Genomic DNA, 12,867 nt, shown 5'->3' with positions numbered 1-12,867 from the left:
AGCATGTCATTCGTTCGCACCCCCCTTTTCCACGCCGGCCTGCTCGCGCTGTCGCTGTGGGCCGCTCCCGTTATCGAGGCCCAGGCCGCACCCGCCCTGCCGCCGATCGAACGTTTCTTCAACAGTCCCGCCTTCAATGGCGGGCTGCTGTCGCCGGATGGTCGCGCGATTGCCGCGCGCGGCAGTGCACCGGGGCAGCGCGACTATCTGGTCGTGGTCGACCTGCAGACCAATACCGGCAAGATCGTGGCCTCGTACAACGATGCCGACATCGGCAGCTTCCAATGGGTGAACAACGAGCGCCTGCTCTTCAACGTGGGCGACAAGAAGGTTGCCGAGGGCGACGACGACTATGCGCCGGGCCTGTTTGCCGTCAACCGCGACGGCAGCAACCTGGTACAGCTGGCCGAGACCGGCGACGTGCGGACCGGCCAGCGCACGGGACAACGCACCGGTCCTCGCCTGCTGCCCTGGCATACCTTCATGCTGTCCGGGCGCGGCTCCCAGGATTCCGACTATGTCTATGTGCGCGACCTGGCGTTCAAAACCGACTACCGCACGGCGCGCACCGGCCTGCTGCGCCTGAACACGGTCACCGGCCAAGTGCAGGAAGTGAGCCGTCCGAAGGAAGACGTCACCAGCTGGATGCTCGACCACAAGGGCGAGCCGCGGATTGCGGTCGGCATCAAGGAGGACATGGTGTCCATCCATTATCTCGACCCGGCAACGAAAGAATGGCGCAAGCTGACCAGTTATAAAGCGTACGGCGACGCCGAGAACAGCATCACGCCCCTCGCCTTCGGTCCGGACGGCAAACTGTATGTCAGCACGCGCCGCGGCCGCGACACCAGCGCCGTGTACACGCTCGATCTCGCCACCGGCCAGCTCAGCGCGGAACCGCTGGTGAGCACCAAAGGCTATGATTTCTCCGGCAGGATCATCACCAGCCGCGACAAGGTGCTGGGCATGCAGTTCACCACCGACGCCACTTCGACCGAATGGTTCGACCCGGCCATGAAGGCAGCGCAGGAAACCGTGGACAAGCTGCTGCCGGCCACGATCAACCTGCTCGGCGCGCCGCCCCAGCATGCGCAGACGCCGTGGCTGCTGGTACGTGCTTATTCCGATGCCATTCCGTCGACCTATTATCTGTTCAACCGCGATACCAAGCTGCTCAACAAGGTCGGCGACACCCATCCCGGCATCGACCCGAAACAGATGGGCCGCCAGCAGGCGCTGAGCTACAAGGCGCGCGACGGTCTCGACATTCCGGCGCTGCTGACCATGCCGCCAGGCAGCACGCAGGCCAAGCTGCCGCTGGTGGTACTGGTGCATGGCGGCCCCTGGGTGCGCGGCAGCACCTGGGGCTGGAATCCGGAATCGCAGTTCCTCGCCTCGCGCGGCTATGCCGTGCTCGAGCCCTCCTTCCGCGGCACCACCGGCTTCGGCGCCGCCCACTACCAGGCCGGCTTCAAGCAATGGGGACTGGCCATGCAGAACGACCTCGCCGACGGCGTGCGCTGGGCCATCGAAAAAGGGGTTGCCGATCCGAAGCGCATCTGCATCGCCGGCGCCAGCTACGGGGGCTATGCCACCCTGATGGGCCTGGTGAACGACCCCGACCTCTATAAATGCGGCGTCGACTGGGTCGGCGTCACCGACATCAACCTGATGTACAGCAGCGCCAACCACCGCAGCGACATGTCCGACGAATGGAAGCGCTATGGCATGCCGGAACTGATCGGCGACCAGGTCAAGGACGCGGCGCAGCTGAAGGCGACCTCGCCGATCGAACAGGCGGCGCGCATCAAGGCGCCGCTGCTGCTGGCCTATGGCGGCGCTGACCTGCGCGTACCGATCGACCATGGCACCAAGTTCTACGCGGCCGTCAAACGCAACAACCCGAACGTCGAGTGGATCGAATACCCGGCCGAGGGCCACGGCTTTTATCTGCCGAAAAACAGCATCGATTTCTGGAGCCGGGTCGAGAAATTCCTGGACAAGAACATCGGCTCGGGGGCGACGCAACAGTGATTCAGTAGTAATCTGGCGGGAGGTCATCCGTCGCTTTGATCAAGGAGGTGTATATGTCGTCAGGCAAGATCCTCGTTGCACAAGGAGGCGGTCCGACCGCCGTCATCAACCAGTCGATGGTCGGCGTGACCCTGGAGGCGCGCCGCTTTCGCAACGTGACGCGCATCTACGGTGCCCTGCACGGCGTGCGCGGCATCGTCAATGAGGACTTCCTCGACCTCACCCAGGAAACCAGCCACAACCTGGAACTGGTGGCGGCCACGCCCTCCTCCGCGCTCGGCTCGACCCGCGACAAGCCCGACACCGCCTATTGCACGCGCATCTTCGACGTCCTGCGCGCGCACGAGATTGAACATTTTTTCTACATCGGCGGCAATGACTCGGCCGACACGGTGCGCATCGTCAGCGAGCAGGCGCGTGCCGCCGGCTACCCGTTGCGCTCGATCCACATCCCGAAAACCATCGACAACGACCTGGTCGGCAACGACCACACGCCCGGATTTCCCTCGGCGGCACGCTTCGTCGCCCAGGCCTTTGCCGGCGCCAATCTCGACAATGCGGCATTACCCGGCGTCTACGTCGGCGTCGTGATGGGCCGCCATGCGGGTTTTCTCACCGCCGCCTCTGCCCTGGGTAAAAAATTTCCCGACGACGGCCCGCACCTGATTTACCTGCCCGAACGCGTGTTCGAGCTGGAGCGCTTCCTGGCCGACGTCAAGGCGGCCTACGAGCGCTACGGGCGCTGCGTGATCGCCGTCTCCGAGGGGGTACATGACGCCGCCGGCGAGCCGATCGTCACCTTGCTGGCCAAGGAAATCGAAAAGGATGCCCACGGCAACGTGCAGCTGTCCGGCACCGGCGCGCTGGCCGACCTGCTGTGCGAGGAAATCAAGAGCAGGCTCGGCATCAAGCGCGTACGCGGCGATACCTTTGGCTACCTGCAGCGCTCCTTCATCGGCTGTGTGTCCGACGTCGACCAGCGCGAGGCGAGAGAGGTCGGCGAAAAGGCGGTGCAGTTCGCGATGTGGGGAAACGCCGATGGCTCGGTCGTCATCCGCCGCACGGGCTTTTATTCGGTCGACTACGAGTTATTGCCGCTGGACCAGGTTGCCGGCAAGACGCGCACCATGGAAGACGAATTCATCAGTGAGAGCGGTACCGATGTGACCGATGCCTTCCGGCTTTATTTGCGGCCCCTGCTCGGCTCCGGCATGCCGGACGCGTTCCGCTTGCGCGGGGCAAGGGTCGACAAGATCCTGGCACGTTAAATATGGTGCAGCAACAAAAAAGGCGCCTGCGGGCGCCTTTTCCTTGGAGCATACAAACGCTTACAGCACCACGGTCTGCGCCTGCCCCTCTTCGCGGGCACGGATCTCGCCGATCCGATAGACGGTCTCGCCGGCTGCCTGCAGCTGGGCCATGGCCGCGTCCGCATTCTCTTTCGAGACGATGACCGTCATGCCGATGCCGCAATTGAACACGCGGTGCATTTCGGCATCCGCCACGCCGCCGTGCTGCTGCAGCCACTGGAACAGCGGCGGCATGGTCCACGATTTGCCATCGAGCACGGCCGTCAGATTGTCCTGCAGCACGCGCGGGATGTTTTCGACCAGGCCGCCGCCGGTGATGTGGACCAGGCCCTTCACTTCCATCGACGCCATCAGCGCCAGCAGCGGTTTGACGTAGAGGCGGGTCGGCGCCATCAGCACGTCCGACAGCTTGCGCCCATGGAAATCGGCTTCCAGGTCCGGCTTGGCCACCGCGATGATCTTGCGCACCAGCGAATAGCCGTTGGAGTGGATGCCCGACGAGGCCAGGCCCAGCACCACGTCGCCCGGGGTGATCTTGCTGCCGTCAATGATCTGCGATTTTTCCACCGCGCCGACCGCGAAGCCGGCCAGGTCGTATTCGCCGTCCGGGTACATGCCCGGCATTTCGGCGGTCTCGCCGCCGAGCAGCGCGCAGCCGGACTGTTCGCAGCCTTCGGCGATGCCCTTGACTACCGCGGTCGCGGTCGCCACGTCCAGCTTGCCGCAGGCGAAATAGTCGAGGAAGAACAGCGGTTCCGCGCCCTGCACCAGGATGTCGTTGACGCTCATGGCGACCAGGTCGATGCCGACCGTGTCGTGGCGGTTCAGCTCGAATGCGAGTTTCAGCTTGGTGCCGACGCCGTCGGTACCCGAGACCAGGACCGGCTCCTTGAACTTCTTGCTGATCTCGAACAGCCCGCCGAAACCGCCGATGCCGCCGAGCACGCCTTCCCGCATGGTGCGCTTGGCAAACGGCTTGATCGCTTCGACCAGAGCGTCGCCGGCATCGATATCGACACCTGCGTCGCGGTAGGAGAGAGAAACATTAGATGGTTGGCTCATGGTATTTGGCAGCGGAGGCGGTAAAATAGAAGGCGAGGACGGGATCAACCACTGATTCCGGTCAATTCGCTATTTTAACAAAACAGCCCGGCCTACCCGCCAAACCGAGATAACAAGAAAAACATGCCCTCTTCCCGCCATCTGGAGCACAGTCCGCCACGCCTTGCGCCGGCGCTCCCGAAGGCAGCCGCACGAAGCGTCCAGGCCCGCCCCTGCGCAGCACGCCACGCCGGCGTTTCCATTGTCAGCCCGGCAGCTTCTATAATGCCGCATGCGTATGACACAACCAGGATGAGACGATCGCCATGAAGCAGCTGGTGCTCGATTTAGGCGCCGAGCCGGCGCACAGCCTCGATACCTTCCAGGTCGGGGAAAATGCCGAACTGGCGCACTTGATGCACCAGTTCGCGCAGCGTGCATCGCGCGAGCATTTCGCCTACCTGTGGGGTGATACAGGCGCCGGCAAGACCCACCTGCTGCAGGCGCTGGCGAGCACCCCGAACTCGCGCTACATCGCAGCGAGCGCCCCGGCCGCCGACTTTGTCTACTCGCCCGACATTTCCCTGTACCTGCTGGACGATTGCGACCGCCTCGGCCCGGCCGCCCAGATCGACGCGTTCGCCCTGTTCAACCAGATCCGCGAACACGGCGCCTACATGGTCTCGACCGGCCCGGTGCCGCCGGCCGTGCTGCCGGTACGCGAAGATCTGAGAACGCGCATGGGCTGGGGACTGATCTACCTGATCCACGGTTTGTCCGACGACCAGAAGATCGCCGCCCTGACGCAGGCGGCCGAGGCGCGCGGCCTGACCCTGTCGGCCAGCGTGTTACCCTATTTGCTGTCTCACTTCAAGCGCGACATGCGCTCGCTGGCGACGATGCTGGACGCCCTCGACCAGTACTCGCTCGAGACCCAGCGCCCGGTCACGCTGCCCCTGCTGCGCGACCTGCTGCTCTCACATCCGCCGGCCGATGCTGCGCAGCCGGACTCCACGCAGTCGGATACTAAACAATGAACAAGCTTGCCCTGTTTGACCTCGACCACACCTTGCTGCCGATCGACTCGGACTACGAGTGGGGCCAGTTTTTGGTGCGCATCGGGGCCGTCGACGCGGCCGCCTATGCGCGCCGCAACGATGAATTTTTCGCGCAATACCAGGCCGGCGTGCTCGACCCGGTCGAATACCTCGAATTCGCCCTCGGCACCCTGGCCGGTTTCGCGCCCGACGAACTGGCGGCCATGCACGCGCGGTACATGCGCGAGGTGATCGAACCGGCGATCCAGCCGCAGGCGCTGGCGCTGGTCAGGCGCCACCAGGAGGCCGGCGACCTGGTGGCGATCATCACCGCCACCAACCACACCATCACGGCGCCGATCGCAAAGCTGTTCGGCGTCGAGCACCACATCGCGGCGATGCCGGAACGCGATGCCGACGGCCGGCTGACCGGGAAACTGGCCGGCACGCCGACCTCGGGGCCGGGCAAGATCACCCACATGCACGCCTGGCTGGAGCGTCTCGGCCGTCCGTTCGACAGCTTCGAGAGCAGCCATTTCTACAGCGATTCGCACAACGACATTCCGCTGCTGTCGATCGTCTCCCACCCGGTCGCGACCAACCCGAGCGCCGCGCTCGCCAGCCACGCACACGCCCAAGGCTGGCCTTTACTCCATCTCTTCAATGATTAAAAAATTCATTCGTAAAATCCTTGGCGTGAAAGACGAGCGCGACCCCACCGAACCAGTCGTCCTCGGGCCGGAAGAACACGGTATCGATTTAAAACTCGTGTCGCCGAACGCGATCCGGCTCACGCAGACCCTGCAGGAAGCCGGTTTCAAAGCCTTTGTCGTCGGCGGCGCCGTGCGCGACCTGCTGCTGGGCGTGAAACCGAAAGATTTCGATATCGCCACCGACGCCACGCCGGAACAGGTGAAAAAATTGTTCCGCCGCGCCTTCATCATCGGCCGCCGCTTCCAGATCGTGCACGTGATGTTCGGCCAGGAGCTGCTGGAAGTGACGACCTTCCGCGGCAACGGCAGCAACAACGCGCCGAAGGACGAGCACGGTCGCGTCCTGCGCGACAACAATTTCGGACCGCAGCACGAGGACGCCGCGCGCCGCGATTTCACCATCAACGCGATGTACTACGATCCGGCCACGCAAAGCGTGCTGGACTACCACGGCGGCATTGCCGACATCCGCGAAAAAACCCTGCGCATCATCGGCATGCCGGAAGCGCGCTACCGCGAAGACCCGGTGCGCATGCTGCGCGTGGTGCGCTTCGCGGCCAAGCTCGGTTTTACGATCGAGCCGACCACGCGCGCGCCAATCCCGGTGATGGCGCCCCTGATCGACAACGTGCCCGCCGCGCGCGTGTTCGACGAAATGCTGAAGTTGCTGCTGTCGGGCCACGCGCTGGCCTGCCTGAAGGAACTGCGTTCGGCCGGCCTGCACCACGGCCTGCTGCCCCTGCTCGACGTGGTGCTGGAGCAGCCGATCGGCATGAAGTTCGTGACGCTTGCGCTCGAATCCACGGATTCGCGTGTCAAAGCCGGCAAGGGCGTGTCGCCGGGCTTCCTGTTCGCCTCGCTGTTGTGGCACCAGGTGCTCGAAAAATGGACGGCGTATCGGGCTGCCGGTGAGGCGCCGATCCCGGCCCTGCACCTGGCCGCCGACGACGTGCTGGAAACGCAAACGGACAATCTCGCCCTGCAGCGCCGCATCGCCACCGACATGCGCGACATCTGGGCCATGCAGCCGCGCTTCGAACGCCGCACCGGCAAGGCGCCGTACAAATTGCTCGAGAATCCGCGCTTCCGCGCCGGTTACGACTTCCTGCTGCTGCGCTGCGAGTCGGGCGAGCTGGAGATGGAAATCGGCGAGTGGTGGACCGCCTTCTACGAGGCCGAAGCGGGCGAACGCGAGCGCCTGGTCACCCAGGCCAACCGTCCGGCGCCCGTCGCCGGCGAAAAGAAGAAGCGCGCGCCGCGCCGTGGGCCGCGCAACCGCAGCAGTGAAGGTGCCGATGCAGGTGGGGGATCGAACGCGGGCTCCAGCGACTCCGCACCGACCGTGAGCAACATCCGGGAATGATCGCTTTCATCGGCATCGGCGCCAACCTGGGCGATGCGCGCGGCAATGTCGTGGACGCCCTGGCGCGCCTGGAGCGCCAATCCGGCTGCCGGCTGGTGGCCTCTTCCAGCCTGTGGCGCACGGCGCCGATCGATTCCTCGGGCGACGATTACATCAACGCCGTGGCCGTCATCGAAACAAGCCTCGACGCCCACGCGCTGCTGGCGACGCTGCACGCCATCGAAACCGACCACGGCCGCGAACGGCCGTATCGCAATGCGCCACGCACCCTCGACCTCGATCTGCTGTTATATGGCGACCAGGTCATCGCCACCCCGGCCCTGACAGTACCGCACCCGCGCCTGCACGAGCGCGCCTTCGTGCTGGCGCCGCTGCTGGAAATTGCGCCCGACACCCTCATCCCCGGCCGCGGACGCGCAGCCGATTATCTGCCGGGCGTGGCCGACCAGGCCATCGTCCGCCTCGACTAACATGCAAATTCCTGTCTTCTTCCAAACCGCGGGCCTGCTCGCGCTGTCGAACGTCTTCATGACCTTCGCCTGGTACGGGCACCTGAAAAGCCTGAACAACCGCGCCTGGTATATCGCCGCCCTGATCAGCTGGGGCATCGCCCTGTTCGAATACCTGCTGCAGGTGCCGGCGAATCGCATCGGCGCCACCCAGTACAGCCTGGCCCAATTGAAGATCATGCAGGAAGCGATCACGCTGAGCGTGTTCGTCCCCTTCGCCATGTTTTATATGGACCAGCCGTTCAAGCTCGACTACATCTGGGCCGCACTCTGCCTGGTCGGCGCCGTCTATTTCATCTTCCGTAGCTAAAAAGCAGCTGCTCCGGCAGGTTTTTTTCCGGCGGATTACACTACGCCGTCGAATTAATTGTTTTCAAAAGGATCACCATGAGCGCTTATTTGCAGGGCAAGGAAATGACGGGCGGCGACGCGCCGGCCCCGGCTAAACCCGTCGCCAAGGCCGTCACCATCCCGGCGCTGCAGGCAATGCGCGCGGCCGGCACCAAGATCGCCATGCTGACCTGCTACGACGCCAGCTTTGCCTCGCTGATGGACCGCTGCGGCGTCGACATCCTCCTGATCGGCGACTCGCTCGGCATGGTCTGCGCCGGCCATTCCTCGACGCTGCCGGTGACCCTTGCCGACATGGTCTACCACACGGCCTCGGTCGCGCGCGGCAACAAGAACGCGCTGATCCTGGCCGACCTCCCCTTCGCCAGCTACGCCACCCCGGAAGCGGCCCTGGAAAGCTCGGCCGCGCTGATGCGCGCCGGCGCCCAGATGGTCAAGATCGAAGGCGGCGCCTGGCTGGCCGACACGGTCCGTTTCCTGGCCGAGCGCGGCATCCCCGTGTGCGCCCACATCGGCCTGACCCCGCAATTCGTCCATCAGCTGGGCGGTTTCAAGGTGCAGGGCAAGACCGATGAAGGCGCCGAGCGCCTGAAAAACGATGCGCTGGCCCTGCAGGCGGCGGGCGCGGCGATCGTGCTGTTGGAGGCCGTGCCGGCAGCGCTGGGCAAGGCGACGACGGAATTGCTGCAGGTGCCGACGATCGGCATCGGCGCCGGCCCCGACTGCTCGGGCCAGGTGCTGGTCATGCACGACATGCTGGGTGTGTTTCCAGGCCACAAGGCGCGTTTCGTGAAGAACTTCATGGAAGGCCAGACCAGCATCGAAGGCGCCGTGCGCGCCTACGTGTCCGGCGTGAAGGACGGCAGCTTCCCGGCGCCGGAACACTGCTTTTAATGTAAAACATGGACGGCGTCCCGAGCACCCGCCTGTTCCTGGCGCTGTGGCCAGATCCCGCGATCCGTCACGCGCTGCGTGAACGGCGTGACGCCTGGGACTGGCCGCGCGGCGCCAGCCCGGTGCATACGGACAAACTGCACATGACACTGCACTTCCTGGGCGAATTGCCGAGCGAGCGGGTGCCGGAGCTGCAGCGCGGGTTTGCGGTGCCATTTACCCCGTTCACGCTGTCGATCGGCGTGCCGAAACTGTGGGCACATGGCGTGGCCGTGCTGGAACCGCACGAGGAGCCGCCCGAGCTGCTCGAACTGCATGCGAATTTATCGTCTGCCCTGGTCGCGCTCGGCTTGCAGCCGGAAGCGCGCACCTATCGCCCGCACGTGACGCTGGCGCGGCGTGCCAACAATGTGGTCGTGCCGCCGGAGACCGAGCCGCTGGTCTGGAAGATCGACGGCTATGCATTGGTCGAATCGAAGCCCGGCAATGGCGGCGGCTATACGGTGATTCAGCAATACGGAACCGCTGCGTAACGTAGGGTGGGCTCCGCCCACGCGGTGATACTGACAGGCTCCGATTTCGTGCTCAATGATCTCGCCGTCAGGTATCACCGCGTGGGCACGAGTGCCATCCTACGGCCCACGCTTCACACCAGCAGCATCAGATGCTCGCGCTCCCACGAGCTGATCACGCGGCTAAACGTCGCGAATTCCAGCTCTTTCACTTCGCAAAACGCCTGCACGAACAAGTCTCCCAGCATGTTCGACAGCGGCGGGCACTGGCGCATGCGCAGGATTGCATCCTCCAGGTTGCGCGGCAGGTCGTCGTGGATGTGCTCGGCACTGTCGTCGGTCGGTTCGGATGGCGCGACGCCGTCCACCATGCCGAGGTAGCCGCAGCTGAGGGTGGCCGCCATCGCCAGATAGGGGTTCACGTCGACGCCCGGCACCCGGTTTTCGACGCGCCGGTTTTCCGGCGTGGAATTGGGCACGCGGATGCCGCAGGTACGGTTGTCGTAGCCCCAGCGCACGTTGGTCGGCGCCGACTGGAAGCGCGACAGGCGCCGGTAGGAGTTCACGTGCGGCGCGAACATCAGCAGCGCCGACGGCACATAGCGCTCCAGGCCCCCGATAAAATGGAAGAACAGCGGACTCGGTCCGCCATCGGCTGCCGTAAAAATATTCTCTCCGCTGCGTGCATCGACCACGCTCTGGTGCACGTGCATCGCGCTGCCGGGCTCGGTCTCCATCGGTTTCGCCATGAAGGTGGCGAAGATGCCATGGCGCAGCGCCGTCTCCCGCACGGCGCGCTTGAACAGGAAGACGCGGTCGGCCAGCTCGAGCGCATCCCCATGGGCAAAATTGATTTCCATCTGCCCAGCCCCCGCCTCGTGGATCAGGGTCTCCACGCCCAGCGCATGGGTTTTACAGAAGCTCGAGAGTTCCAGGAAGAAGGGGTCGAAATCGTTGACGGCGTCGATCGAATAGGATTGGCGGCCGAGTTCGGTCATGCCGCTTCTCCCCATCGGCGGCATCAGCGGCACGTGCGGGTCGACATTCCTGGCAACGAGATAAAACTCCATTTCCGGCGCCACCACCGGCTTCCAGCCGCGCTCTGCATACAGGCCGAGCACGCGGCGCAGCACCGAACGGGGCGCGAGTTCGACGGGAGAGCCATCGAAATTCATGCAGTCGTGGATCACCAGCGCCACCGATTCCGAGGCCCAGGGCACGACCCGCATCGTCGCCGCATCGGGCACGCAGACCATGTCGGGATCGGTGGCGCCGACATACGGTAAATTGTTCGGCTGCTCGCCATTGACGGTATTGAGCAGGACGCTCTTCGGCAGGCGCATGTGTTCGCCGTCCAGGAACAAATCCTTCGGCAGGATCTTGCCGCGTGCAATCCCGGTCATGTCGGCGATGACGCACTCGACTTCGTGGATGTTGTGCTCGCGCAGGAAATCGCGCATGGCATCGGGCACTGCAGCGCTCATCTCGGCTCCCGGCATTCCAGGCCGGCCAATGTAGCACGGCGGCGCAGGAGGGAGCGCCGCCCCTGCCGTCCTACCCGACCTGGATCCAGGTCGTCTTCAGCTCCGTATATTTATCGAAGGCGTGCAGCGACTTGTCGCGGCCGTTGCCGGATTGTTTATAGCCACCGAAGGGGACCGTGATGTCGTCGCTGTCGTACTGGTTCACGTGCACGGTACCGGCCCGCAGTGCCCGTGCCGTGCGGATCGCTTTACTGATGTCCGTCGTCCAGACCGCCGCCGCCAGGCCATAGGGCGTGGCATTCGCCTGCCGCACCGCGTCGTCGAGGCTCGTAAACGACAGCACCGACAGTACCGGCCCGAAGATTTCCTCGCGCGCGATGCGCATGCTTGCGTCGACGCCGTCGAACAGGGTCGGCTCGACGTACAGGCCGCCGCTCTCCACGCGCGCCGCCTTGCCGCCGGCCAGCAGGCGCGCCCCCTCCGCTTTGCCGGCCTCGATATAGCCGAGCACGGTTTTCATCTGGATCGGGTCGACGATCGCGCCCATCACGGTGGCTTCGTCGAGCGGGTCGCCGGGCGCGAAGTCCGGGATCATTGTTAATGCTTTATCGAGGAAGGCATCCTTGATCGAGGCGTCGACGAACAGGCGGGAAGGTGCGTTGCAGCTTTCTCCCTGATTAAAATAGATGGAACCGATGGCGGCGGACACGGCCGCATCCAGGTCCGGGCAATCGGCGCAGACGATGTTCGCCGACTTGCCGCCCAGTTCGGTCCAGGCGCGTTTCAGGTTCGACTGGCCTGCCATTTGCACGATCTGCTTGCCGGTGCGGGTGGACCCGGTAAAGGCGATGCAGTCGACGTCCATGTGCAGGCCGAGGGCGCGGCCTGCTTCGTCGCCGAATCCGGGCAGGACATTGAAGACGCCCGCCGGCACGCCGGCCTCGAGCGCCAGCTCGGCCAGGCGCAGCGCACTCAAGGGCGCCTTTTCCGAGGGTTTTAATATCAGGCTGTTGCCGGCGGCCAGCGCCGGGCCGATCTTCCAGGCCGCCATCAGCATCGGATAATTCCAGGGGATGATGGCGGCGACGACGCCGACCGGTTCGCGCGTGATCAGGGCCAGGCTGCTGTCGGCGGTGGGCGCGACCTGGTCGTAGAGTTTGTCGATCGCTTCGCCATACCAGCGGATGCAATTCTGCGCGGCCTGGACGTCGACGCTGCGGCTGTAGCGGATCGGCTTGCCCATATCCAGGGTTTCGAGCAGCGCCAGCTCGTCGCGATTGGTCAACATCAGGTCGGCGAAGCGGACCAGGATTTTCTTGCGCTCGGCTGGCGCCTTGCCCGCCCAGCGCCGGTCCTCGAAGGCGGCACGGGCGCTGGCTACCGCCGCGTCGACATCTTCGCCGCCGCAGCGCGCGGCTTCGGCCAGCTTGCGGCCGTCGACCGGAGAGAGACAATCGAAACGCGCACCAGAGCGGGCGTCGACGCGTTCGCCATCGATGAATGCGCGGGCGTCGATCCGCAGGGCGGCGGCGCGGTCGTGCCAAGGTGTTGTGGACATGCCAGCGTTCCTTCCAAAGTGAGTAAAACACGTCGAAAAAGGGACCAGACTCCATCCTGCG

At 64.7% G+C, this 12,867-nt stretch carries 12 protein-coding genes; 9 read left to right on the top strand and 3 right to left on the bottom strand.

Annotated features, from left to right (window positions below; all coding sequences use genetic code 11):
• Positions 1–3: 3 nt before the first annotated feature.
• Together ACI48I_RS00725 and ACI48I_RS00720 are read left to right on the top strand one after the other, a co-directional pair.
• Positions 4–2,034: an alpha/beta hydrolase family protein gene (locus ACI48I_RS00725; protein ID WP_498573054.1), complete on the top strand. Its 2,031-nt coding sequence runs from the start codon at positions 4–6 to the stop codon at positions 2,032–2,034.
• Between the two features lie 53 nt (positions 2,035–2,087).
• The gene (locus ACI48I_RS00720; RefSeq protein WP_498573053.1) at positions 2,088–3,302 is read left to right on the top strand and encodes a 6-phosphofructokinase; all 1,215 of its coding nucleotides are present in this window, start codon (positions 2,088–2,090) and stop codon (positions 3,300–3,302) included.
• A gap of 60 nt (positions 3,303–3,362) precedes the next feature.
• On the opposite strand, the gene purM is transcribed toward ACI48I_RS00720, so the two are convergent.
• Positions 3,363–4,406, bottom strand: coding sequence for a phosphoribosylformylglycinamidine cyclo-ligase (gene purM / locus ACI48I_RS00715; RefSeq protein ID WP_193688181.1), 1,044 nt, complete (start codon positions 4,404–4,406; stop codon positions 3,363–3,365).
• Between the two features lie 305 nt (positions 4,407–4,711).
• Between purM and hda the strand changes: the two genes are divergently transcribed.
• The 7 genes from hda to thpR all read left to right on the top strand — a co-directional run bounded on the left by hda (position 4,712) and on the right by thpR (position 9,785).
• Positions 4,712–5,422: a DnaA regulatory inactivator Hda gene (gene hda / locus ACI48I_RS00710; RefSeq protein WP_193688180.1), complete on the top strand. Its 711-nt coding sequence runs from the start codon at positions 4,712–4,714 to the stop codon at positions 5,420–5,422.
• Positions 5,419–6,093, top strand: coding sequence for a histidinol-phosphatase (locus tag ACI48I_RS00705; RefSeq protein WP_193688179.1), 675 nt, complete (start codon positions 5,419–5,421; stop codon positions 6,091–6,093). Before hda ends, ACI48I_RS00705 begins: the two co-directional genes overlap by 4 nt.
• Complete coding sequence (gene pcnB / locus ACI48I_RS00700; RefSeq protein WP_498573052.1) at positions 6,086–7,498, top strand: polynucleotide adenylyltransferase PcnB; 1,413 nt, start codon at positions 6,086–6,088, stop codon at positions 7,496–7,498. Before ACI48I_RS00705 ends, pcnB begins: the two co-directional genes overlap by 8 nt.
• Positions 7,495–7,968: a 2-amino-4-hydroxy-6-hydroxymethyldihydropteridine diphosphokinase gene (gene folK / locus ACI48I_RS00695; RefSeq protein WP_193688177.1), complete on the top strand. Its 474-nt coding sequence runs from the start codon at positions 7,495–7,497 to the stop codon at positions 7,966–7,968. The genes pcnB and folK overlap by 4 nt, the downstream gene beginning before the upstream one ends.
• A gap of 1 nt (position 7,969) precedes the next feature.
• The gene (locus tag ACI48I_RS00690; protein ID WP_193688176.1) at positions 7,970–8,317 is read left to right on the top strand and encodes a DMT family protein; all 348 of its coding nucleotides are present in this window, start codon (positions 7,970–7,972) and stop codon (positions 8,315–8,317) included.
• Positions 8,318–8,394: 77 nt separating this feature from the next.
• The gene (panB, locus tag ACI48I_RS00685; protein WP_498573051.1) at positions 8,395–9,252 is read left to right on the top strand and encodes a 3-methyl-2-oxobutanoate hydroxymethyltransferase; all 858 of its coding nucleotides are present in this window, start codon (positions 8,395–8,397) and stop codon (positions 9,250–9,252) included.
• Between the two features lie 8 nt (positions 9,253–9,260).
• Complete coding sequence (thpR, locus tag ACI48I_RS00680) at positions 9,261–9,785, top strand: RNA 2',3'-cyclic phosphodiesterase (RefSeq protein ID WP_193688174.1); 525 nt, start codon at positions 9,261–9,263, stop codon at positions 9,783–9,785.
• 113 nt (positions 9,786–9,898) lie between these two features.
• On the opposite strand, the gene ACI48I_RS00675 is transcribed toward thpR, so the two are convergent.
• Both ACI48I_RS00675 and ACI48I_RS00670 read right to left on the bottom strand, forming a co-directional pair.
• Positions 9,899–11,248, bottom strand: coding sequence for a glutamine synthetase family protein (locus ACI48I_RS00675; protein ID WP_498573050.1), 1,350 nt, complete (start codon positions 11,246–11,248; stop codon positions 9,899–9,901).
• 70 nt (positions 11,249–11,318) lie between these two features.
• Positions 11,319–12,806, bottom strand: coding sequence for an aldehyde dehydrogenase (locus ACI48I_RS00670; protein WP_498573049.1), 1,488 nt, complete (start codon positions 12,804–12,806; stop codon positions 11,319–11,321).
• Positions 12,807–12,867 lie beyond the last annotated feature (61 nt).

The organism is Massilia sp. LXY-5 (assembly GCF_059801075.1).
Note: the sequence above shows the minus strand (reverse complement) of the source record. Positions and strands in the feature narration are given on the sequence as shown.

Coding starts and splice junctions, on each gene's coding strand:
- hda (WP_193688180.1), top strand. CDS start 4,712: ATGAAGCAGCTGGTGCTCGATTTAGGCGCCGAGCCGGCGCACAGCCTC.
- folK (WP_193688177.1), top strand. CDS start 7,495: ATGATCGCTTTCATCGGCATCGGCGCCAACCTGGGCGATGCGCGCGGC.
- ACI48I_RS00675 (WP_498573050.1), bottom strand. CDS start 11,248: ATGAGCGCTGCAGTGCCCGATGCCATGCGCGATTTCCTGCGCGAGCAC.
- pcnB (WP_498573052.1), top strand. CDS start 6,086: ATGATTAAAAAATTCATTCGTAAAATCCTTGGCGTGAAAGACGAGCGC.
- ACI48I_RS00690 (WP_193688176.1), top strand. CDS start 7,970: ATGCAAATTCCTGTCTTCTTCCAAACCGCGGGCCTGCTCGCGCTGTCG.
- ACI48I_RS00705 (WP_193688179.1), top strand. CDS start 5,419: ATGAACAAGCTTGCCCTGTTTGACCTCGACCACACCTTGCTGCCGATC.
- ACI48I_RS00670 (WP_498573049.1), bottom strand. CDS start 12,806: ATGTCCACAACACCTTGGCACGACCGCGCCGCCGCCCTGCGGATCGAC.
- ACI48I_RS00725 (WP_498573054.1), top strand. CDS start 4: ATGTCATTCGTTCGCACCCCCCTTTTCCACGCCGGCCTGCTCGCGCTG.
- purM (WP_193688181.1), bottom strand. CDS start 4,406: ATGAGCCAACCATCTAATGTTTCTCTCTCCTACCGCGACGCAGGTGTC.
- ACI48I_RS00720 (WP_498573053.1), top strand. CDS start 2,088: ATGTCGTCAGGCAAGATCCTCGTTGCACAAGGAGGCGGTCCGACCGCC.
- thpR (WP_193688174.1), top strand. CDS start 9,261: ATGGACGGCGTCCCGAGCACCCGCCTGTTCCTGGCGCTGTGGCCAGAT.
- panB (WP_498573051.1), top strand. CDS start 8,395: ATGAGCGCTTATTTGCAGGGCAAGGAAATGACGGGCGGCGACGCGCCG.